This window comes from Paenarthrobacter sp. YAF11_1 (assembly GCF_052113445.1).
In the GTDB taxonomy this organism is placed as follows: domain Bacteria; phylum Actinomycetota; class Actinomycetes; order Actinomycetales; family Micrococcaceae; genus Arthrobacter.
In genome coordinates this window covers 353,869-376,719 of record NZ_JBFRDF010000003.1, presented here as the reverse complement: position 1 = coordinate 376,719, position 22,851 = coordinate 353,869, and the positions used below count along the sequence as shown (strand labels likewise).

The 22,851-nt window shown below is 64.7% G+C and carries 14 protein-coding genes; 1 reads left to right on the top strand and 13 read right to left on the bottom strand.

Going from position 1 to position 22,851, the window contains the following annotated elements; genetic code table 11:
• Nucleotides 1-2 precede the first annotated feature (2 nt).
• Nucleotides 3-1,370: an LLM class flavin-dependent oxidoreductase gene (locus AB4Y77_RS07120; RefSeq protein WP_442013412.1), complete on the top strand. Its 1,368-nt coding sequence runs from the start codon at nucleotides 3-5 to the stop codon at nucleotides 1,368-1,370.
• Between the two features lie 37 nt (nucleotides 1,371-1,407).
• Here AB4Y77_RS07120 and AB4Y77_RS07115 read toward each other — a convergent pair whose 3' ends face one another.
• From AB4Y77_RS07115 to AB4Y77_RS07055, 13 genes are all read right to left on the bottom strand, one after another.
• On the bottom strand, nucleotides 1,408-2,616 hold the full coding sequence (locus AB4Y77_RS07115) for an AAA family ATPase (RefSeq protein ID WP_442013411.1): 1,209 nt from the start codon (nucleotides 2,614-2,616) through the stop codon (nucleotides 1,408-1,410).
• 10 nt (nucleotides 2,617-2,626) lie between these two features.
• Complete coding sequence (locus AB4Y77_RS07110) at nucleotides 2,627-3,451, bottom strand: inositol monophosphatase family protein (protein WP_311214324.1); 825 nt, start codon at nucleotides 3,449-3,451, stop codon at nucleotides 2,627-2,629.
• Nucleotides 3,448-5,754, bottom strand: coding sequence for an NAD-dependent DNA ligase LigA (gene ligA / locus AB4Y77_RS07105; RefSeq protein WP_442013410.1), 2,307 nt, complete (start codon nucleotides 5,752-5,754; stop codon nucleotides 3,448-3,450). The genes AB4Y77_RS07110 and ligA overlap by 4 nt, the downstream gene beginning before the upstream one ends.
• A 42-nt stretch (nucleotides 5,755-5,796) precedes the next feature.
• Nucleotides 5,797-6,405, bottom strand: coding sequence for a hypothetical protein (locus AB4Y77_RS07100; protein WP_442013409.1), 609 nt, complete (start codon nucleotides 6,403-6,405; stop codon nucleotides 5,797-5,799).
• A 97-nt stretch (nucleotides 6,406-6,502) separates the two neighbouring features.
• On the bottom strand, nucleotides 6,503-10,957 hold the full coding sequence (locus AB4Y77_RS07095; RefSeq protein ID WP_311214321.1) for an FtsK/SpoIIIE domain-containing protein: 4,455 nt from the start codon (nucleotides 10,955-10,957) through the stop codon (nucleotides 6,503-6,505).
• Nucleotides 10,954-11,658, bottom strand: a complete 705-nt coding sequence (locus AB4Y77_RS07090) for a hypothetical protein (protein ID WP_311214320.1) — start codon at nucleotides 11,656-11,658, stop codon at nucleotides 10,954-10,956. The genes AB4Y77_RS07095 and AB4Y77_RS07090 overlap by 4 nt, the downstream gene beginning before the upstream one ends.
• A 45-nt stretch (nucleotides 11,659-11,703) precedes the next feature.
• Nucleotides 11,704-13,434: a serine/threonine-protein kinase gene (locus AB4Y77_RS07085; protein ID WP_442013408.1), complete on the bottom strand. Its 1,731-nt coding sequence runs from the start codon at nucleotides 13,432-13,434 to the stop codon at nucleotides 11,704-11,706.
• Nucleotides 13,431-15,392 (bottom strand): hypothetical protein, encoded by a 1,962-nt coding sequence (locus AB4Y77_RS07080; protein WP_442013407.1) that lies wholly within the window; start codon nucleotides 15,390-15,392, stop codon nucleotides 13,431-13,433. Before AB4Y77_RS07080 ends, AB4Y77_RS07085 begins: the two co-directional genes overlap by 4 nt.
• Complete coding sequence (locus tag AB4Y77_RS07075; RefSeq protein WP_442013406.1) at nucleotides 15,379-16,305, bottom strand: PP2C family protein-serine/threonine phosphatase; 927 nt, start codon at nucleotides 16,303-16,305, stop codon at nucleotides 15,379-15,381. The genes AB4Y77_RS07080 and AB4Y77_RS07075 overlap by 14 nt, the downstream gene beginning before the upstream one ends.
• On the bottom strand, nucleotides 16,302-17,888 hold the full coding sequence (locus tag AB4Y77_RS07070) for an RDD family protein (RefSeq protein ID WP_442013405.1): 1,587 nt from the start codon (nucleotides 17,886-17,888) through the stop codon (nucleotides 16,302-16,304). The genes AB4Y77_RS07075 and AB4Y77_RS07070 overlap by 4 nt, the downstream gene beginning before the upstream one ends.
• Nucleotides 17,881-20,376, bottom strand: coding sequence for a transglutaminase family protein (locus tag AB4Y77_RS07065; RefSeq protein WP_442013404.1), 2,496 nt, complete (start codon nucleotides 20,374-20,376; stop codon nucleotides 17,881-17,883). The genes AB4Y77_RS07070 and AB4Y77_RS07065 overlap by 8 nt, the downstream gene beginning before the upstream one ends.
• A complete protein-coding gene (locus AB4Y77_RS07060; protein WP_442013403.1) occupies nucleotides 20,373-21,776 on the bottom strand; it encodes a DUF58 domain-containing protein in 1,404 nt (467 codons plus the stop codon). The genes AB4Y77_RS07065 and AB4Y77_RS07060 overlap by 4 nt, the downstream gene beginning before the upstream one ends.
• A gap of 61 nt (nucleotides 21,777-21,837) precedes the next feature.
• Nucleotides 21,838-22,809 carry an AAA family ATPase gene (locus AB4Y77_RS07055; RefSeq protein ID WP_354517695.1) on the bottom strand — a complete coding sequence of 324 codons (972 nt, stop codon included), beginning with the start codon at nucleotides 22,807-22,809 and terminating at the stop codon, nucleotides 21,838-21,840.
• Nucleotides 22,810-22,851 lie beyond the last annotated feature (42 nt).

Below are 22,851 nucleotides of genomic sequence, written 5' to 3'. Positions count from 1 at the left end.
CCATGTCTGAAACCCAGCGCCACCTCCACCTGAATGCCTTCCTTATGAGCACAGGCCACCACGAAGCGTCGTGGCGCCTGCCCGAAAGCGATCCCTTGTCCTCCACCAACGTGGAGCACTACCAGCATCTGGCCCGCACGGCCGAGCGCGGGAAGCTCGATTCCATCTTCTTCGCTGATTCCCCTGTCCTCTTTGGCGAGGTGGGCCGCCGTCCTGCGGGCAAGCTGGAACCAACCGTGCTGCTCACGGCCATCGCTGCGGCAACGCAAAGGATCGGCCTGATCGCGACCGCCTCCACCACGTACAACGATCCCTTCAACCTGGCGCGCCGTTTCGCGTCGGTGGACTGGGTCAGTGGTGGACGTGCAGGCTGGAACGTCGTCACGACGGCGGGACCAGACGCCGCGCGAAACTTCGGCGTGGATGACCAGCCTGCCCATGCCGTCCGGTACGAGCGGGCCGCGGAGTTCATCGAGGTGGCCCGGAAGCTCTGGGACAGCTGGGAAGACGACGCCATCCTCGCGGACAAGGCCGAGGGCGTCTGGGGCGATGACAACAAGATCCGGGCCATCGACCACGAGGGCAAGCACTTCCGCGTTCGTGGCCCACTCAATGTTCCCAGGTCACCACAGGGCCACCCGCTGATCGTGCAGGCCGGCTCTTCCGAAGACGGCAAGAAGCTGGCGGCGCAGTATGCCGAAGCCGTCTTCACCGCCCACCAGACCCTGGCCGATGCCCAAGCCTTCTACGCGGACCTGAAGTCACGTACCGCAGCTGTGGGCCGCGACCCGGAAGGCATCAAAATCCTGCCGGGGATCGTCCCGGTCATCGGATCCACTGAAGCCGAAGCCTTGAAGCTTGAGCGTGAACTGGACGAGCTCATCAAGCCCGAATACGCCCGCGAACAGCTGGCCAAGACGTTGCGCCTGAAGCCCGAAGACCTCCCGCTGGACCGTCAACTGCCTGCCGATCTGCCCTCCGAGGACGACATTGAGGGTGCCAAGAGCCGCTACACGCTGATCGTGGAACTGGCCCGCAGGGAGCAGCTCACCGTGCGCCAGCTGATCGGACGGCTGGGTGGAGGACGCGGGCACCGCACCTTCTCCGGAACACCTGAACAGGTTGCCGACGCCATTCAGGACTGGTTCTTTGCCGGCGCCGCGGATGGCTTCAACATCATGCCGCCGGTCCTCCCCTCAGGTTTGGAGATTTTCGTGGACCAGGTGGTGCCGATCCTGCAGCAACGAGGACTGTTCCGCACGGAGTACACGGCCTCCACCTTGCGTGGACACTACGGACTGGCCCGGCCTGAGAACCGCTACGCGGGCGCCTCCGCGCAGCAGCTCACGTCCATCGGATCGGCTTTCTGAGCCTGATCCATCGCATGACGTCCTGCGCTGGCCCCTTTCAGCGCTTGGGCCAGCTCCACAACGGCCCTTCCAGCGAGCCCAGGCCCTTGATTCTGGTCTCGCCAAGGTCCTTGTAGAGCTCATGCTCACGGGCGGCACCGCTCTCGCGGAGGGCCTTCAGCAGAGCCCCGGAGTGGGTCACCACGATCATCTGGCTGTTGGCACTGGCCTGGACAATCAGTCCGGCCAGTGCCGGCATCAGGTCCACATGGAGGCTGGTCTCGGGTTCGTTGAGGACCATAAGCTCCGGTGGACGCGGTGTCAGCAACGCTGCGGTCAGCAAGAGGAACCGTAGGGTTCCGTCCGAAAGCTCGGCAGCCTTCATGGGACGCAGCATGCCCGGCTGACTCAGCTCCACGCTGAACCGGCCGTCGTTGACGGCAATCTCCAGGCGGCTTCCCGGAAAGGCATGGCCGACGGCGGCATCCAACTGCCGCTCGAAGCCCACCTCGCGCAGTGTTTGCAGAGCAGCAGCGAGATCCTTGCCGCTGTGATGAAGCACAGGTGTGCGGGTTCCGAGCTGCGCCTGACGAGCGGGAGCGTCGGCATCCGTGCGGAAGTGATCGTAGAACCGCCATGAACGGACCGAGTCACGAACCCGCAGAACTTCCGGCGCCCTGTCCTGGTCCGAAACCTCTGTCAGCATGCTCTGGAAGGTGTCCAACCTCCTGGATAACTCTGTCCACTCGCTGCCCGGTCCGCGCAGTTTTGCCAGGCTTCCCTTCCGGTCCACCAACAGTGAGCCTGGCCGCGCCACGGGGCCGGAGAAGATCTGCTCCCGTTTTATTTCGGGGTCCAAACTGAAGGCGGAGGGCCGGGGCCTGCCGGTTTCCTGGTCGAATCCAGCACCGCCAGGCGTTGGCATCCCCAGGTCCACCAGGTATCCAAAGTCGTCACCGGAGTAACCCAACTTCAGGCTTACCGACTCACGGCGGACCGTTCCCTGCACAGGCACGTCACCACTGCGCATGGCCTTGCTGATGGACTCCGGGCCGGCCCACAGCGTGGACGCCAAACCGCCGTCGCGGGCAAGTGAACCCACCACGTTGCCGGAGTCGCCCCCGGCACACTCGGCCAACAGCCGCAACGCGCGGTACAGCGAGGACTTCCCACTGCCGTTGGCCCCGGTCACGATGTCCAGGCCATGCAACTCCATGGCGAGGTCCCGGATGGACCGGTAGTTGGCGATGGCGAGGGTTTTGATCACGGGTTGATGGCTACAAAGGGAACTTGCCAGACAGTTCCAAAGCACCGGCGCACATCCAGGCCGCCAAGCGGTCTTCGGTGCTGGGCCCACCGTTCAACGGGCTCTCCAGCCGTGGTCTGCGCACCCAGCAGCCTGCCTCTTCGGCGATCAGAGCACCTGCGGAGAAATCGTGCTCGTTCAGGCCTCGTTCGCCGTAGGCATCAAAGGTTCCGTCGGCCACCAGGCAGAGGTCCAGCGCAGCGGAACCGAGACGCCGGACGTCAGCAAACCCGTCCATGAGCTCAGCGAGCCCGGCCGACTGGTCTGCGCGGGTAGCGGGATCGTAGCTGAATCCCGTAGCCAGGATGAGCCCCATTCGCCCCTGGACAGGACCTGCCAAGCGGGTGGTCTCTCCACCGACCTCCAGCCAGGCTCCTTGTCCGCGGGCAGCCGAGTAGACGCGACCCAGGGCAGGCGCGTGGACCACCCCGGCCAGCCAAACGCCGTCGGAATCGGCTACGGCCACAGAGGTGGCGTAGTAGGCGATGTTCCGGATGAAGTTGGTGGTCCCGTCCAGGGGGTCAATGGACCAGCGGTACCCGGAAGGTGTGTCCGGCCTGGTGGTGCCGTGCTCCTCGCCAGTGATGGTGTCGTGGGGCCGCTCTGCAAGGATGGCTTCGCGGACAGCGTTCTCGGCAGCGACGTCAAAGGCCGTGACCCAGTCCCCGGCCTCGCCCTTGTTGGTGGTTTCGAGCCCATCGCCGCCCGTGCCGCTGACGGAACGCTGCGCGAGCACAGCAGCACCCGCCGCAGCGGCACGTTTGGCTACTGCCAGGAGCCCGTTCGCATCCGTCATTCGGAGACCGCTTCCGCCGCGTCAGCGTCAGGTGCGGCTTCGGTGTCAGGTGCGGCTTCGGTGTCCACTCCGGTGGTCGCGGGACCATTGGCGAGCAGTTCCCGGAACCCGTCCTCGTCCAGCACGGGAACTCCCAGCTGCTCCGCCTTGTCCAGCTTGGTGCCGGCGCTTTCGCCTGCCACCAGGTAGCTGGTCTTTTTGGATACGGAGCCAGAGGCTTTCCCGCCTCGGATAATGATGGCTTCCTTGGCTTCGTCCCGGCTGAAGTTGGGCAGGGTACCGGTAACAACAATGGTGAGGCCTTCAAGGGTGCGTGGCACGGACGTGTCCCGCTCGTCTTCCATCCGCACACCGGCGGCTGCCCACTTGTCTACGATCTCGTTGTGCCAGTCCACGGCGAACCACTCCTGGAGTGCCACCGCAATGGTGGGACCCACACCGTCCACGTGGGCCATTTGCTCTTCCGTGGCATTCCTGATGGCGTCCATGCTGCCGAAGGCGGTTGCCAGGGCCCGCGAAGCTGTGGGGCCCACGTGCCTGATGGAGAGCGCTACCAAAACACGCCAGAGCGGCTGCTTCTTGGCTTTCTCCAGCTCCACGAACAGTTTCTCGGTGGTGGCCGTTGGCTTGGACGGGGACTTGGCTGTGCCCTTGGTGTAGAAGTACGGAACCAGCTCATACTCGCCCGTGCCCACGCCCTTGGAGCGCTTCTCCCTGCGGATCAGGACGTCGGCCAGGTCCTCACGAGTCAGGCTGAACAGTCCCGCTTCGCTGGTCAGTGGTGGCGTCTCGGGCTCCGCCGGCTGCGTGAGGGCAATCGCAGCTTCCCACCCCAAAGCTTCAATATCGAACGCGCCACGGCCCGCGAGGTGGAACACGCGCTCACGCAGCTGCGACGGGCACGACTTCGCATTGGGGCAACGGATGTCGACGTCGCTTTCCTTGGCCGGAGCCAGCGGAGTGCCGCAGGACGGGCATTCGGTGGGCATCACGAATTCCCGGACCGGTGGATCCTGTTTGTCACGCAGGGCCAGCACGGGGCCCACAATTTCGGGGATGACATCGCCGGCTTTTCGAAGGATCACGATGTCGCCGATCATGACGCCCTTGGCCTTGACCACGTCCTGGTTGTGCAGCGTCGCCATGCCCACCGTGGAGCCGGCCACCTTGACGGGTTCCATCAAACCGAACGGAGTCACCCGGCCGGTACGGCCTACGTTGACGGCAATGTCCAGGAGCTTGGTGTGGACTTCTTCCGGCGGGTATTTGTACGCAGCAGCCCACCTTGGAACGCGGGAGGTGTAGCCGAGGGCCCGTTGGGTGGCGAAGTCGTCGATCTTGACCACAATGCCGTCGATCTCATGTGCGAGGTCGTGCCGGTGCTCGCCGTAGTGCCCGATGAACTCAAGGACCTCGTCAAAGGAGTCCAGGACCTTGAGGTATGGGCTGGTGGGAAGCCCCCATGCCTCAAGGAGTTTGTAGGTTTCGGACTGGCTCTTGGCTTCCAAGCCTTCGCGGGCGCCGATGCCGTGGACGTACATGCTGAGGGGCCGTTTGGCGGTTTCTGCAGGATCCTTTTGGCGCAGCGAGCCAGCGGCCGCGTTCCGGGGGTTGGCTAGCGGGGCTTTGCCGGCGGCCACGAGGGTCTCGTTGAACTCGACGAAGGCCTTGGAGGGGATAAATACCTCACCCCGGATTTCGACTTCAGAGGGATACCCGGATCCGTTGAGTTCGCGTGGGATTTCCTTGATGGTCAGGACGTTGTGGGTGATGTCTTCACCAGTTGTGCCATCGCCGCGCGTGGCCGCACGGACGAGCTTGCCTTCGCGGTAGAGGAGGTTCACGGCGAGGCCGTCGATCTTCAACTCGGTCAGCCAGGCGATGGGCGGAACGGAGTCTCCGAGCTTGGCCACGGAGGATTCTGCCTTCCGCACCCAGGCCTCAAGCTCGTCCAAGGAGAAGACGTCATCCAGGCTGTACATCCGTTGCAGGTGCTCCACGGCAGCGAACGCCGAGGAGACCTCGCCGCCTACTTCCTGCGTGGGAGAGTCATTCGAGACAAGCTCCGGGTGGAGTGCTTCCATCTCCTCCAGGCGACGGTACAGTTCGTCAAACTCGGCGTCGGATACCGTGGGTGAGTCTTCCTGGTAATAGGCATACCGGTACTTGCGGACGAGGTCGGCCAGTTGCTCGTACTCATCGCGCAAAGACTCCGAAGGTGGGGTCCCCTCTGCTTCCACGACGGCTGCAGCCGCCTGTTCGCCTGTGGTTTCTACCGGATTTGCAGTTTCTGGTGTGCTCACACGTCTATCTTGCCGCAAGCCAACGACATTTTTGCGGCGGAGCTAATGCGACGAGAGCCGGTTCTTGCTCCACAGCGCAAACGCCAGGCCGCCCAGGCCCACCAGGAGAACGCCGCCCAGGATGCCGAAAAGGCCCAGCATGTTGGGGCCGGAGATGGACGTGCTGGCCATGGCGGCGGCCTGCGTCTCCTTGCCCTTGTCCACAGGGGTGTTCCAGTTGGACGACGTGGAAGGACTGGGGCTGGCTGAGCTGGGAGTCGCAGAAGGAGAGGCCGACGGCGTTGCTGAGGCCACGGTCGCCTCGGGGGTGGGCGTGGGTTCGGACGGGCCCGACGCCGGACCGGTCACCCGGGGTGCCACGGTGACGAACTGGGTGACGGCAGGCTGGGGTGCCTGGACAGGCGGTTCGGGAGCGGCCGGTGCAGGTGCAGGAGCTTTCTGCGTTTCGCGGACACGGGTCGGTTCGGGCTTGGACGTGGGCTTCTTGTCCGGTTCAGGAGCCAGCGCAGGCTGGGTCGGCGACGGGTCGTCAGCTCCCTCGGTGGGGGCACAGGAGAGCTTCCCGTCGCACGGAGCAGCGTGGACGGCGGCAGCAGGCGCCAACAGCAGACCAGCGGTAAGAAGAACGGCAGGGACAACGGAGTGTCGCATAAAAGTAACCTCAGCTGGGGCGTTGGGGCGCCGCCAGTTTTCAAGAAGTTCGGGTGTTTTGTGAAATCCTCCTACATCCCCCGCGCTGCGGCAAATCCTACGTTCGGTTCTCTGGTGGCATGGCGATCTGCAGTTTGCGTACCTTGCCACGTCCAACAATGTATCCACGGCCGGGAATGAAGTCGGTGCTGATCCTGCCCAAGGAGGTGTTGAGGAGGCTGTCGCCCTCCACGTCTCCCGGGTTGAGCAACAGTCCACGGCGCCCGGACTTGAACGGCTGTGCCAACGACCAGGCCTGGGACCAGGTGGACGTTTCAGACTCGCCCACCACCCATTGATCGGCCTTGATGGCCGCCGTGACCAGGCGGCCAACCCCTGATTCTGCCAATGTATCCGTGAACTCGGTGAGGCCCTCGATGAAAATGGCCATGCTGCCCGGGTTGTCCGAGGCTTTGTCGATCAGGTCATCCACGACATCGGAAACCTCGTCCGGGCCTACCAGCGAACGGCTCCAAATGTTCAGGGACGCAACAGCGGAACGGCGCGAGCCGATGTAGATCAGGTCTGTCCGCGGGTTGGAGCGGCGCAAGGCGTACGCCAGGGTCACCAGCGCCACCGAACGTCCGGCACCCGGAGGACCCGCGAGGAGGAGCGATCCCTTGGCGGCGATGGCCGCGGAACCCAATGTCTCGTCGTCGACACCAATAACGGGGTTGTCCGGAGAGCCGGTGGGCAGGATGTCCAGGTCCACCAGCTCCGGGAGGCGCTGGATTTGCGGTGCTTGCTCGAGTCCTTGACGGACCATGGCCTGGCTGAGCTTGGCCACTTCGCGCGCCTGCAGTGCCAGGTTTGAGTTGCCACCCAGCACGGCCAGCTGGACTTCGAGTCCGTCCAGCAACCCACGCCCGGGAGGAGATGCGGCGTTGAGGACATCCTTGGGGACGTCCAGGGTCATGTAGTCGTCTTCGGAGCTGAGGCGCAGGACCAACCGCTTCTGGATGGAAGCAAGGAGCGACGCCGGAACAGAGTTGGTGCGGTCACCGCTGACGACCAGGTGGATGCCCAGGGGACGTCCGTCGGTGGCCAGTGTCAGGAAGATGTCCCACAGAGCGGACAGCTTGCTGTACTCGTATCCTTCCCGGAAGGAGGACATGCCATCGACCAGGATGAAGATGCGCTTCTCGTCCGGTCGGTTGGCCAACTGCCGGTACTCCACGATCGTGGAGGCCCTGACTTCGGCGAACCGGGCAGCGCGGTCGTCGGCTACTTCCTTGAGCCAGCGGAGCAGGCGGCCAACGCGTTCGACGTCGTCGCCGTTGATGATTTCACCAACGTGCGGGAGCCCGTCCAGCATCTTCAGGCCGGAGGAACCGCAGTCGATGCCGTAAACATGCACCGGGCCACCGCGGGGTGTGACTGCGGCAGCGATGGCAATACTGCGCAGCGCAGCCGATTTTCCGGATCCACCCGTACCGTAGACGGCCATGTTGCCGTCCTTGTCCGGTTCGTAGAACACGGTGGGCTGGTCCTGGTGGGCGGGATCGTCCGCGACGCCCAACAGGAGCCGCTCATCCGTCCGCGGATTCGGGAGCTTGGAGAAGTCGTAGGTGGTGGCCAGTTCGTTGAGCCACGGCTTCCGGGGAGGCTCGATGGAGAGGACGTCCGCGGCACGGATGATGTTTTCCGTCATCCGGGCGATGTCGTTCGGCCCCGCGGGTTCTTCCTCTACTTGGGCCACCAACGGCGGTTCCCAGGTGGGCCCGGACCCGAAGGCCATCTCCACGATGTCGATTCGCGGACGCTGGGGTTTCTCGGTGGTCCAGCCACCGGCATATCCGGTCTGGAAGCCTTGGATCCGCCCGGGGCCGGTCTTCGCGGCGCCACGGCCCGGAATGGAGGGGTCGAAATAGGCGGCAGTGGGAACACCAAGAATGTCCACGGCATCCACTTCATCGGCCATGCGCAAAGCGACGCGGAGGTTGGTGTTGGCACGCAGGTTGTCTTTGATGACACCGGCGGGCCGCTGGGTGGCAAGGATCAGGTGCAGGCCCAGGGAACGGCCACGGGCAGCGACGTCCACCACGCCGTCCACGAACTCGGGAACTTCCGTAGCCAGCGCCGCAAATTCGTCCACGATGATGATCAGGTACGGTGGGGCCTCGGGATCGGCTTCGCGTTGCAACGCCAGCAGGTCCTTGGCTTTCTTGCGGTTCAGGAGCCGTTCCCGATAGTGCAGTTCGGCACGCAGGGAGGTCAGCGCACGGCGGACCAGGTGCGGGGACAAGTCCGTGACCAGGCCCACGGTGTGGGGCAGGTGGAGGCAGTCCGCGAATGCTGCGCCGCCCTTGTAGTCCACGAACAGGAAGCTGACACGGTCCGGGCTGTATGCCGCGGCCATGCCCATCACCCAGGACTGGAGGAATTCGGACTTGCCGGCACCGGTGGTTCCGCCCACCAGCGCGTGGGGTCCCTCGTTCTTCAGGTCGAGGTAAAACGGTTCCACACCCTTGGAACCAACCAAAGCCCGGAGGCTGCCGCTGTCCTTGCGGTTGGGCACGGACGAGGCGTGCACCGAGTTGTTTTCCTGCCATCGCTCGGCCACAGCCTGCGGGTTGTCCATCAATTCCTTGCCGATCAACGTGGCGTAGGAAACGGCGCGCGGGAGGTCGGAGTCGTCGTCGAGCGGGTTTCCGACGTCCACCAGCGGCGACATCATGCGGGCCAGTTGGGTGGCGAGGTCCGCATCGAGGCTTTCGCAGCTCACGGGATAGGTGTGGCGGCCCAGGCGGACCTGGCCTGTGGTGGTGCCGTGATCGCCGTCGACGGAAAGGAAGTCGCGGCATGCTGCGGGGAGGGACTGTACGTTGGCGGCCACCCACATGATGTGCACGCCGTAGTCCGGCCCGCGTTCCACCAAGCGCGTGAGGCGTCCGCGGTCCACGGGGGCATCGTCTTCGACGATCACCAGGACGGCGGGCACAACAGGGGCTGGGATTTCTTCGTGCTCGTTCTTGAGCCCGGGGCGATGCTGCGGACCCGGTTCCTTGGCCATGGACTCGCGCTCTTCCACGAGGCTTTCCAAGCGGGACAACAGGGCAGCACCGGCGCCAGGGCCTGCGGCGAGGTGGTCACCGGACAGCGGGCTGTGGCCTGAACCGACGTGCGGGAGCCATTGCAGCCAGTCCCAACGTTCACGGGAGCGCGCCGAGGTAAGCGAGGTCAGGACCACTTCTGCAGGCGAGTGGAGACCTACCAGTTGGAGCACCATCCCGCGGGCAACATCATCCACCACGCTGCGGTCCCCCGCCACGCCGAACGATCCGGAGGTCCGCAGTTGGGAAACAATGGGCACGCCCTCGATGACCCGGACCTGCTGTAGGCATTCCTGGATTTCCCGCATGTACTGCGGTTCGGTTTCGTTGGCGCCCGGCTCGTCGAAGGGGATGCGCGACGGTGCGGAGCCCAGCCCGAAACGGACGCCCAGGAAGTGCTGGTGCTCGGGACGGTTGGTCCACAGCAACGGGCCAAGTTTGTAGATCGCGTCCACGGTATCGCTGACGGAGGGCGCTTCCTGGAGCCTGACGGCGCGCTCGATGTTCTGTTGGCGGTCGATGTCCTCACGGAATGCCAGCATGGCGGCCTTGAACTGCTTGTGGCCTTCCTTGGCCTGGCGCTTGCTCTGCATCTTGTGGTCCACGTAATGCCCCACGATGAACAGCGGCATCATGGCCATGAAGAGAACAGAGAGCAGGTTCTGGGTGACGGCAAAGAGCACGCCGCCCATCAGCAGCGGCGCCACCAGCATGATGTAGGGGAACGGCTGGTGCTCGGGGCGCTTCGGACCCGCCGGCGGCACGCGTTTGGGCGATTCGAACCTCGGCAGGACCCGCGGTGACCGGTTGAAGTCCACCAACGGCGACGACGGACCACCGCTGTGGTTCCGGGACAATGCCACCACACCAACGCTGGTGTCGCCCAAAGTGACCGTGTCCGAGGATTGCAGCGTCGCCCGCGTGACGGGCAACCCGTCCATGAGCAGCCCGTTGGCAGAGTTCGTATCCACGATCTCCACGGTCTCGCCCACGGTGACGCGGGCGTGACGCTTGGACGTCAGGGGGTCGGAAAGCCTGATGTCGGCGTCCCTGTCCCGGCCGATGTAGCTGGTGCCGAAAGGCAGCGAAAATTCGCGCCCGACGTCGGGCCCTGACATGACGCGCAACGTCGCCGCTGCCGGTCCCCTGTTTCCGCCGTTGGCGTGGCCGTTCGAGGCAAACTGTTCACTGACCTGCGCGAGCGAGACCTTGGAACCGGGCCGCAAGCCGGACTCCAGCAAGTTGTCGGTCGGCCGCAGGACGTGTCCGGACAGGCCACCGCCAACAAACGCTTCGTCCACGCTGATGGACAGGTTCGACGGCGGTTCGGTCCCCTTGCGTACGGGGTCGGCGGCCCAGAGCTCCGTGGCGATGTCAGCAACGGTGGCACGACCATCCACCGTCACGGCGAGGTCCTTTGCTTCTGCAGGATCGCGCCGCAAGGTCAGGCGAAACTTCATCCTTCGTCGACTCCAGTCATTTTTTCAAGGAGGTGCAAATCGGCCGGGGTCACCAGATGCGAGGTCACTGCGTGCTCCACCAAGCGGGCACGGCGGTTGGTGGCGAGTTTCCCGGCACCACCGCGCAAACCAACCACTCCCACGCGGTCCAGTTTGTCGCACACGTTATCCAGCTTGCGGTTGAACCGTGTCAGGGCCCAACCCAGCCGTTTGGCGGCCTCCGCCGAAGAAGGAATGGCGCTGAAACCAGTGCCATCACGTCGCAGCATTGGTTCAGCCAAGGCAACGATCAGGGCCTTCTGCGAGTCCGTGAAGACCACAGGGCCAATAGTGGTGTCCCCCGCCTGGTCCTCTTCGCGGGCCTCATGCCGGAACGACGGCGTCTTCAAGTGGACGGCGAACTCATACGTCGTGGGCCCGGCCGTAAAGATCACGTTGGTGTGGCTGAAGACCAACGGGATCCTGGCACCGGGCGCAAGCCAGGCCTGCATTCCGCCCGAACCATCCGCGATGGTGGCAGACAACATGCTGCCAACGTTGCTGAGCCACCACATGCCGTCGTAACGGGCGATCTGCAGGAAGCGTCGGTGAAGGTACGGGTTGTCGTCGACCTCCAGGTCGCCTTCGCGACCAATGTCAAAGACGTCTTCGTCGGATGGTTCGTACCATTCCCCACAGAAATCTATTGCTAGATCCCCCATGATCTGTGCCTCCTCAGTCGGCAATAAGTAAGTGTCATATGCCGGCTACTCTTCCAGGCAGGCGATGGAATCCGGACCGCCGGGTGATGCCGAGCCGTCAGCCCTGACGATGATGACCTGCACGCAGATTGGCTTCTCGGTGGTGCTGGAAAGGAGCGCCCAGCTGGCCAGGGTCGACTCATACGGACCCTCGGACTTTGCAGACTTTGTACGCCACTTGAAAGTGTCACCCGGCTTGAGCTCCACGTAGTCCCACCGGAAGAAGATCAGCGGCGGACCAGTACCGCCAGTCTGCACTTCAGGGTGAAGCCCCTGTACGTCAGGAACACTGCCGTCGCTCAGAGCATCAGCAGGCGGCTTGCTCGCTGATTCGGTGGGTGCCACCTTAGGCTGCGCCTGGGCGCCCAAAACCACGCCCACCACGATGGCGACTACCAGGACCACCGCACCTGTTGCGGCGAGCCAGAGATTGCGCTTGCTGTGGTCGGCGGGAGCACCATCCTGCGAATCCTGCGAAGCGGGAGCATTGGAGCGCCTGACCGTAGCGCCGGAGTCGTCCTGTGCAGTGGTGGACTGCCAGCCGCGCAGGACGGTGGACTCCCCCGTGTCCTGTTCTACGGGAGCCGGGCCGGACGGGGCAAAGTACGGTCCTTGGGGCGGCGCGTGGAACACCGGCGGGGCGGCCTGCGGGGGCTGGGCCGGTTGGGCAGGCTGCGTCGTCCGCGCGGGCTGCGTCGGTGACGATGTGGTGCCCGGAACGGTGGAAGGAAACGTCCGGGCCGGGAAGGTGGGGGCCGAACCGGTGGTGGCCGTACCGGAAGCATCGGGGTCGATCGCCGCGATGCTCCGAACCCGGGTTTCCTCGAAGTTGTCGTCCGGGTGCTGCTCATCGCCGTGGCCGGGTTCTTCGAGGACTTCGAAGGGCGTTACCGACAAGTTCAGCTCGGTCTGGATCCGCTGGAGCGCCAGCGCGAAAGCATGCGCCGACGAGTAGCGCGAGTCGGGAGACTTGGCCATGGACGTGGCCAGGACCAACTCCAGGGATTCCGGGACGTCGGCCCGGCCCAGCCTGGGCAACGGCGAGTTGGTGATACGGGAAATCAGTTCCCGCTGCGAGTTGTCCTGCCCGGGCAGCACGAACGGTGAACGACCGGCCAGCAGGGTATAAAGTGTGGCGCCCAAGGCCCAAATGTCCACGGGAACCCCGTCCACCGCGCCACCCCGGAACTGCTCGGGCGGCGACCACGGAATGGACATGCCGGCGTCGTCCTCGGTGTCGGCACCAATGGTGCCGGAGATACCAAAGTCCGTCAGTGCGGGACGGTTGTAGTCGGTGACCAGGATGTTGGCCGGTTTGATGTCACGGTGGACGATGCCGGCCCGGTGGGCTGTCTCGACGGCGGACGCCACCTGGATGCCGACGGCCAGGACCTCGTCCACGCTGAAGCGCTGACGGCGGTAGCGGACATCGAGGCTTGGCCTGGAGCAGTACTCCATGGCGAGGTAGGAGTGTCCGCTCTCCGTAATCTCGGCTTCGAAGATCGTCACGATGTACGGGTGCGACGACAACTGCGCCATCAGGTTCGCCTCAGACTCGAAGCGCCGGCGTGCGCCCTCGGTCTTCAGGTCTGACAGCAGCACTTTGACGGCCACTTTACGACGGGGCCGGTCTTGCTCATACAGGTAAACATCCGAGAATCCACCAGAGCCCAGCAGGCTGACGTACTGGAATCCCGGAATGGGTGGAGGGGGCGCGGGGGGCCTCTTGGAACTCAAAGAATCTCCTCAAAACGCAATGAAATGTCGTCACCCAACTCGGCGATATCGCCGTCCAGCAGAATGGCCATTTCGTTTTGGGCAAGGCGGCGGGGGGCCTGGCCTTCCCTGATCAATACTGTTCCGTTGGTTGCCTTCAGGTCGCACAACATGACGTGCCAACCCTCCAGCCTGACCTCGACGTGGGAACGGGAGATGTCCCCTCCGGGACTCTCCACCTGCACCAACCTGGGCATGGTGCCGCCTTGGACGCGGGAAACGGAAGGTTGCCGTCCAATGATCAGCGACTGGTCAAGATCGATCAGCTCGCCCGTGGAAAGGCGCATGCGGCCAAGACGCGGACGTTGGACCTGCTCGGCATCGCCGGATAGTGCCGTGCCGCAGACAGAACACTGCGGATACGTGGGGGGATTCGCGTGCCCTTGAGAACACACCCGCGCCAACACGCTTGGCCCATTGGCAACCGCAGCGTCCGGGGCCGTCGATGCCGGTTTGGCCGCGTCCTCGTTCCCGGCAGCCAGGCTGCTCTTCATGATGGTCTGGCCGTCATGGTCTGAATCTTCGTCGACGACACCTGCGGACGGTGCAGGGGGCCAGCCGCCCGGAAGCTGCGGGGCAGGGACCACGCTGGGCTGTGACGGGGCCGAGCCTGCGGACGGCACCGATCCTATGGACGGAGCAGCGGGCGGGCTCGAATGCGCGGGTGCTGCACTGCCTGCATCTGCTGCTGCGGAGCTGCTCCGCAGCCAGGGTACGGAATCGATCAGACCCGTCCCTTGGGTAGCCGGGAGTTGCCCTGCTGGAGATTGCATGGCTGGAGGTTGCGCTAATGGCACAGGGGTCTGTTGGGCCGGAACTGAAGATCCCGGACCCTGCGCTTCTTCATCAGGTGCTGCAGGCATGGGCGCCGGAGCCACCGAAGCACCCGGCGTTTTTGACACTGGGGCATCGTGGTCGTCGGAGTCGTCCTCTGCCCGGACGGCAGCATCCTCGATAGTGCGCATCACCGTCTTATCCCACAGGTGATCGTAGTTGGTGGTGTTTTCCAGCGTGGGGACCAACGGATCGGTGGTGCTGGTGTGGACGGGTTCCCCGGACTCTTCGAGAGCCTCCGTCGCGATTGCATTCTGCTCGCCTGGATCTGCAGAGGTCTCTCCCGCCGAAGCAGGCGCCGGTGAAGCATCTCCATCCGCCGAAGGCAGGCCGGCGGCGGGCTCGTCAGCGGCGGACTCGGCTGAGGACTCTTCTCCGAAATCAGGTTCTCCGGCACTCCCAGAAGCCGCAGGTTCACCGGAAGGTTCATCGCCGGGAGCTGACTCCGTCCCCAGCCCCAAGTGGCCCGGAGCGATGGTCAGGCCAAGGTCCGTCTCCGTATAACCGATCATGGTTTCGTCGGAAACCTTGTCCGGGACGGCATGCTGGTTTCCGTCGTTGGCCGGCTCTTCCAACGGAACGACTGCTGCATGGATCACGGGACCCGCGGCGGGGCCGGGTTCGCCGGGAGCGGCTTCGAGTACTGACAACAGCACCACGCCCTCCGTCAGGGGCAGACTGTTCAACGGCATGCCGGAGGCGGAACCGCCCCCGATCCGGAGGCTGTAGGAAGTTGCGCCTGCGATCCTGCGCTCCGTCCAGGTGGTGACGTCACGGCCGGTGAGCTGTTCGGCGCCCGATTCCAACTCGACCAGCAATTCGAGATCTCCACGGAGGAAGACGCGGAGCGCATCCTTGGCGTCGATGATCCCGAACGGCGGGATGCGGCTCAGCGAAACACCGAAGGCGTCCGTCACCTCGTGAAGGACCTCGTGGGCCTCGGGAGCGGATGCGAGCAACTCCCAGACGGTATCGATCAGCGCGTGCGGTGTATCCGGTCCGAGGAGAACCACGGTTCCGTTCCGCACAACGCCGAACCAGTCGCCTTGCTGGTAGCGGGTCAGCGAAAGGTTACTGCTTACCATCGGCGCCTTCCTCCTGGTCCGCCCCGGAGACAACGTCCGTGCCGTTCACCCACGCCCGCGGGAGGGTGTCCTCTTCAACCTCGGAGACAACCTCGGGCCGGGGCGCAGTGGTGGCGATGCCGGCATCGTTCAAGACGTTCTTGGCGTCCACCACGATGACAGTGACGTTGTCCCGGCCACCGCTTCGCAGGGCGGCCTGGATCAGGGCATCCACGGCATCCTGCGGATGGGCGACGGTGCTGAGGATGCGGAACATGTGGTCATCGCCCAGTTCGCCATTGAGGCCGTCGGAGCAGATCATGATCCGGTCACCTTCCTGGATGGGAAGCAACCAGAAATCGGCCTCGGTCTCATCGCCGGTGCCCAGGGCACGGGTCACTACGTGGCGGCGGGGATGAACGGTTGCCTGCTCCGCGGTGATGTCCCCGGAATCCACCAGTTCCTGCACCTCGGAGTGGTCCACGCTGACCTGCGTGAACTCCCCTTGGCTGAGGCGGTAGGTCCTGGAATCACCGATGTTCATCACCAGCCAATAGGGCAGCCCCATCTGTTCCACCACCACCGCGCCGGACAATGTGGTTCCGGCGCGCGCTCCCGTGGCGTTGCGGATGGCTGCGTCAGCCCTCAACAGGCAGGCCTGCAAATCCGCTGCGGATGCGGTTCGTACACCAGCAGCAAGTTCGGGCGCACTGCCCAAGGCCCGGACGCACATGCCGCTGGCAATTTCACCGGCCTCATGTCCGCCCATGCCGTCTGCTACCGCAAAGACGGGGTCTGCAGCGATGAACGAATCCTCATTTAATTCACGGCGCAGGCCGCGGTCCGTGCCGTAGCCGTAGCTCAGGCCAAAGGATGACCCGCCTGAAGGGGCACCGGCTTCGGCATTGGCAGGGGTGGCCGGTTGTGAATTCATGCTTGTCCTAGGTGGAAGGAACGGTCCCCAAAGTGAACGGTGGAACCGGGACGGACCAATACTGCCTGGCCCGGATGGAGCCGCGTCTGGAGACCGTCGGGCGTGGTGATGGCGGTGCCGTTGGTGGAGTTTCGGTCAGTGACCCAGACGCCATCGCCATCCACCCGCAAATGCAGGTGGGTTTTGGAGATGGACCGGCCGGGATCGGCAACCGGCAACAGTTGTTCCACCGCTTCCCCGGGCTGCGCATCCGGGTTCCTTCCAAGCAGGACCGAACCGCCGAGTTGGACGTCCTGGCCGTCATCGATCCGGATCCGGAGGACCGCTTGTGCCCGCGCGGTGCCGGGGCGCATCTGGGTGCGCTCCACGTCGTCGTCGGGGTGGCCGGCAAAGCCGGCAGCCGGCGCGGACGGTTGCTGGATGACCTGCGGCTGCGGCGTCACGGGAGCCAATTGTTGTGCATTGGTCGTTGGCCGTGGTGCCGATGGCGGACGCCACTGGTTGGGGTCATGGGAGGGCTGCTGGGCTGCGGGCACCTCAGGGGTCATCTTCGCGGGTGCGGACTGTCCAAGGCCGGCAGGAGTGACAGCAGGGGAAGCGGCAACAGAAGGAGTGACACCGGATGCCGTGGCACCAGTCGTTGCGCCGGTGGGCACTGGAGAAGCCACCGGCTGCACGGGCGGCAGATCCATGGGCGCGAAACTGTAGGGGCCCTGGATGCCACCCGTGGCCACAGGGTTGCGGCCTGCGTGGACGTCGAACACCAATGACTTCGCGGCTTTGTCGTGCCAGCCGCGCAGCTTGCCGTCCTTGTCCCAGGCATTGGAGACCACCACGAGGATGGCCCACACAACACCCAGGAGCATCAGTGGAAGCCCGATCCACAGCACCAGGGTGATCAGGCCAAGGGCAGAAAGAACCACCGAGGTGATCCCGCCGAGGAGCAGGACGCCGCCGGTGATGATGCCCCGCACAAAAACGGCACCGGCACCGGGAGCGTACCCCTCAGCGTCTGAGCTGCGGATTCCCATGAGTTGGTTGCCAACGGTGTTGCCGGACTTGGCCTCGAGCGCCAGCAGCAGGAAGATGTAGACCACCGTCACGCCGAGGCCGATGCTGCCCAGGAGGACCAGCAGGCCCGTGTCATAGACAATGAAGCCGTTCCTGCGGGTTTGCGTGATCCCCGCGATGCCAATGGCAAAGGTGGTGGCCAGGACTGCAATGGGACCAAGCCAGTCCAGCACGGCAGCGCCCAGCCTCTTGCCTGCAGATGCGGGCACCAAGTGGAGCTTGGTGGTCATGGTGGTCCCTCCCCCTGGCCCAGTGATACGGTCCGGCGCCGTGGTGGTTCCCGGAGGCGCCGGGTGCGCCGGCGACGCCGGGGCCGACACTACCGCGATACTACCGGGATCGGGCAGGCCCTGCCGGGTCGCGAACTCCAAAGCCGCCCTTTGGGCGTGGTTGATGTTCCCCTCCTTGCGGGCTCCACGGTTGCTCAGCGGGGATCCGCACTGCGTGCAGAACGTCGCCCCGGGAAGGACCGCATGCCTGCAGGCCGGGCAAAGTTCGGCCTCATTATTCATTCGTGGTGTCCTTCTTGAACGGCAAGGTGAAGCGGCGGCGCGTCGAGGGGGCGGAGGTTGCCTGGTTCTGGCGCCGGAGGGCAGCCCGCCCATCCGACAGCAAGGACCGTGGCGAGAACCGGGCCTGCTGCCGCTTCCAGAAACCGACGCTTCCCGTGATGTCGGTCAAGGACGAATCGACAATCTCCCAATAGTTCTTGACCTCGTCCTCGCTCGGTTGGCCAGCGCCAAAGACTGCGGCGTCGGCGCGGTGGGCCAGCATCGTGGTGGTGCCGCCGGCGTTCGGGAACGCCTCCGAGATGACGGTGGCCGATTCACGCCGCGTTGACTTCGTGTCGATCGAGGCGCCCATGTCGGTGGCCAGGCTGATCACTTCATTCCACCCACCGCCGACCCGCTGGGCAGGGTGGCCATCGCGGAAACGTGCCTTCCGGCGTCGTGCCTTCAACAGGAGGATGAGCAGCAGCGGCAAGGCTAGTATCCCCAAGGGGATCAGCGCAACACCAATGGCTGCCAACAGCGGTCCCCAGAACAGCCAGGGGTTGTTCTTCTTCTCGTCAGCGTCCAAGGCGTCCGGTGTGGAGTCCGGCGGCAGGTCGGCGGGTTCCTGCGGCGGGGGCGGCGGTTGCAGCACCTGCGGCTTGGGCTTGGACTTGTTCTCCGGGTCCGGCGGGATGGGCACGTTGTCCTTGGGCGGGGTGGGATCGAAGGCAACCCAACCGACGCGGTCAAAGGCCACCTCGACCCAGGCGTGGACGTCCTTGCCGGTGATCTTGATATCGCCGGCACCGTTTTCGGGGCTCTTGGGATCCGGGTAGAAGCCCATGACCACCCGCGACGGGATGCCGAGGTGCCGGAGCATGAGGGACATGGAGACGGCGTACTGTTCGTCGTCGCCCAGCATCTGCTTGGCGGAGAGCATGTTGCGAACACGTGCGGCGCTGTGGCCGGGGAGGCTCGGAAGCTGTCCCTCAGTCACCAGGCCATTGCTGAACGCACCGCTCTTCTGGAAATGCGCTTCGATCTGCCGCACGCGGTCAATGGCTGTCGGCGCATCGGCGGACAGTTCATTGGCCTGCGAGGCAATAATCGGCGGCACTTCCTGCGCCTCGGGCAGCGTCAGCTTCGCGAAGTCGTACTGCGTCAACTGGCCGTGCTCCAGGGTGCCGGGGTCGGAGACCTGGACTGTGTAGTTCTCGCCCTTGGCCAGGCCCTTGGTGGTGACCGCGGTGTCTGTGCCGGCGTTGAAATAAAGACCCGATGCCGCTCCGGACGTATCCGCGAAACTCATGCCGGTGGTGTGCCGGCCGCCCGGAACGAAATAGCCCTGGTAGTCCTCAACAGTGATGTCCAACGTGTAGTTGGTGCCTTTCACCGGGCTCCCGGTGTCAGCCAGCGTATTGAGCGAGCGGGCGTCTCCCACCTTGCTGAAGTTGCCGGAGCTGTTGGGATCCATGGTGTAGTTCAGGCCGTTGAAGGCATCCAGTGCGGCCAGGCGCACACGAGCATCCTTGGGCAAGCCCTTAACCGTGAACAGCGTGCTGTCCTTCTCGTCCTTGACGAAGTTCCGGAAGCTCGCCAAAGGAGTGATGTAGTCGCGGGGATCGAACGGCGGGACGATCGTGTTGCGCAGCACTTTCCGGTCGTCGCTGGCGGTGACAATCGGCGACGCGATGGCGGTGACGCCGACGGCGACGGCGATCACGGCTGCAGCAGTCCCCAACCGGCGGAGCTGGCCGCGGCGCGCTGTGCCGGCGTCGGAATCCGGCCTGTTGGCCGAAACCGTCTTGGTGCTCCGCTGACGAAGGACGTCGCGGCGGAACGTCGCCCACACGATCGAGACAATGGTCAGGGAGACGCCGCGCTCCACGTTGAGGAAGCCGGCGCTGGTGCTGAAGGCGATACCCGTCACGAACAATGCCAGCACAGGCAGCAAAGGCCAGTACGGGCTCTTCAGCCGCCAGGTCAGCAGGCCGGCGGCCAAGGCGGTCAGCAGCGAACTGAGGAACGGCACTATGAGCATGCCGTTGGCCGTGCCCACTGGAACGCCGACCGTCAGCATGTCCTTCCAGGCAAACACCACGCCCAGCAGCAGTGTCCGCAACGAATCGAGGCTGGGGAGGACGCCGAAGACCGCTGAATCGGGGACGGCCAGGGCGGAACCAAACAGCATGTAGGCGCCGAAGGTCACGGCGGCAGTAATCAGCAGGCCCAGGCGAAGATGGGCGTTCAGGACCGCGATGCCCAGTCCAAGCAGCACACCGCCCAGGCCGGCCATCAGATAGTGGGGGTCTCCCCCGAAACTCAGGCTGAATCCGAGGACTCCCAGGAACAGCAACACCACCAAGGCACCGCAGTCCACGGCGAAGTGCCACAGCGGGCGGCCATCGGCAAAGATCGACCCTCCGCCCGCTCGGTTGACGCGGCCTGTCGACCTTGATCCTTTGGCGGCACGGGGACGCACGCGGAGGTTCGGTGCGGTGCTCATGCTGCCGCCTTTCGAAGAACAATGGCCAGATCGTCCAGGTCGCCGACAGTGAGGACCGTCAGGTCTGCGATGTTGGCTCTCGTCGGCGCCGCGCCGGGTTGGACACGCACCGCCAGGCTGCGGACCCCGGGAGGCACCGACGCCGCACAGGTGCGGAGCTGGGTGGCAGTGACGTGACTGCCCACGACGAAGAACACCACGGAGGCGTTCGGGACGGCGTCGGACAGGTTCCGGGCGAGGTCGACGGCGGTCTTCCGCATCGGCGCCCCGACAATCCGGGTGGCATCGTCCAGCAGGTTGCGGCCGGTTTCGCAGCGGAGCGGTCCCTTTTGGGTCAGGACGTCCAAATCGCGCTGTTCACTGATGGCCTGGCGGCCAATGGATGCCGCCACTGAGATGGCCATTTCGAACTCCGGTTCGGAGTCGTATTCGTCAGTGTTGATGGAGAGTGCAATGGCGAGGTGTGCACGTCGGGTTTCTTCAAATTGGCGGACCATGAGCTTGTTGGTCCGCGCTGTGGTCTTCCAATGGATGTGGCGCCGATCATCGCCGGGCACATAATCACGCAGGGCATGGAAAGAGACATCGGCGCTGGACAGCTCCGTGGTGGGCATGCCTTCGAGGTCGCGGATGAAGCCCGCGGCCGAGCTGCCCAAGGACACCGTGCGGGGATGGACAAACAGGTCCACAGGTTCCGTCCACATCACGCGTCGGCGGAGAAGGTGGAGGGGGTCGGCGCGGACCGAGCGAACCGGACCAACCACGATCACTGCGCGCCGGGCCGTGGGGATGGTGAACAGGTCCTCATGCACCTGCGCCGGCTTCATGCGCGGCAGGTGGAACACCGCGGTGTTGGATCCCACCGGAAGCTCCAGTGCTGCGGGCAACAACGGCCTGGTGGAGACGTTGGACACGGCAATGCTGCCCACGGCGTCGTCACCCACAGCGACGCGGGTGCGGGCGAGGTCCAGGACCACGCCGTACGCGGAGCGGCCCACAATGAACGCGATGGCCAGGACAAACAACAGGAAAGCCACCATCGCCGCGGACTTCGCTTCCTGCCAGCCCCAGGCCTGTCCTGCCCACCAGAGCCCGATCGCAGCAGCCAGGACCACCCAGCCCAGCAGGCTCACCACGGCGAGGACCGGCCACACGAACTTCAGCCACAGTGCCCGGACGTTGCGCCAAGCAGGCGAGAGGAACTCGCCGGCTGTTCCCGCGGCTTCGGCCCACACGGCGGCCGGGTGCAGGGAACTGGGTTTGCGCGCTTTCCCGGGACGGCCAGGGCGGCTGCCTGGTTCGTTGCGGGATGTGCGGGCGCCGCGAATCTTGCCGCTCACAGCGGCCGTTGCGCGCTTGAACGAGTCAGCAGCCCTGGTCAGGGGTGTGCTGGAGGACATGTGGAGGCCTTTGTTTGAACTGGGGTGCAGGTGGGGGGGAAGCGGGTTAGCTGCGGCCTGGCTAAGCGGTGGCGCGTTGCTGCGGGGCGGCGACGTCGGCGAGAACGCGGGTGAGGACCACGTCAGGCGTTGCACCGGAGAATTCCGCCTCAGGATCCATCACCAAACGGTGGGTCCACACCACGGGTGCCAGTTCCTTGATGTCATCCGGAAGCACGAAGTTGCGGCCCTGGCCCGCGGCCCACACCTTGGCGGCACGAACCATGGCAAGTGCACCACGCACCGAAACACCAAGGCGGGTCTCGGAGGCGTTGCGGGTCTCCTCGCACAGGCGGGAAATGTACTCCAGCACGGCCGTGTCCACGTGGGTGGTGGCCGCAAGGTCTGCCATATCGGCCACGGCCTGGGTGGTGATGAGCGGGGTGAGCTCCTTGGACCGGTCCTTCAGGTTGGCCCCGCCCAGCAACCGCACCGTGGAGGCGTGGTCCGGGTAGCCGATGGACGTCTTAATCAGGAAGCGGTCCAGCTGTGCTTCCGGCAGGCGATAGGTGCCTGCCTGCTCGATCGGGTTCTGGGTTGCCAGCACCATGAACGGACGGCCCGCCTCGTAGGTGGTTCCATCCACGGTCACCCGGGATTCTTCCATGACTTCCAGCAGCGCAGACTGGGTCTTCGGCGACGCACGGTTGATTTCATCAGCAAGGACGATGTTGTTGAACACCGGGCCCTTGTGGAATTCAAACTTCTGGGTCTTTTGGTCGTAGATGGTCACACCTGTCACGTCGGACGGCAGGAGGTCAGGCGTGAACTGGATACGGTTGTGCGAACCCTGGACTGTTGCAGCCAGGGCGCGGGCCAACGAGGTCTTACCCGTGCCCGGTGCATCTTCAAACAGGATGTGGCCCTCGGCCAGCATCGCCGTGAAGGTCAGCCGGATGACGTGCTCCTTGCCGAGCACCGCCTTGCCCACATTGGCCACGAGCTTCTCGAACGTTTCTGCAAACCACGCGGCCTGCTCGTTTGTCATGGTCATCGGTTGATCCTGTTCCTTATGTATCGGTAGTGGTTTGACGTT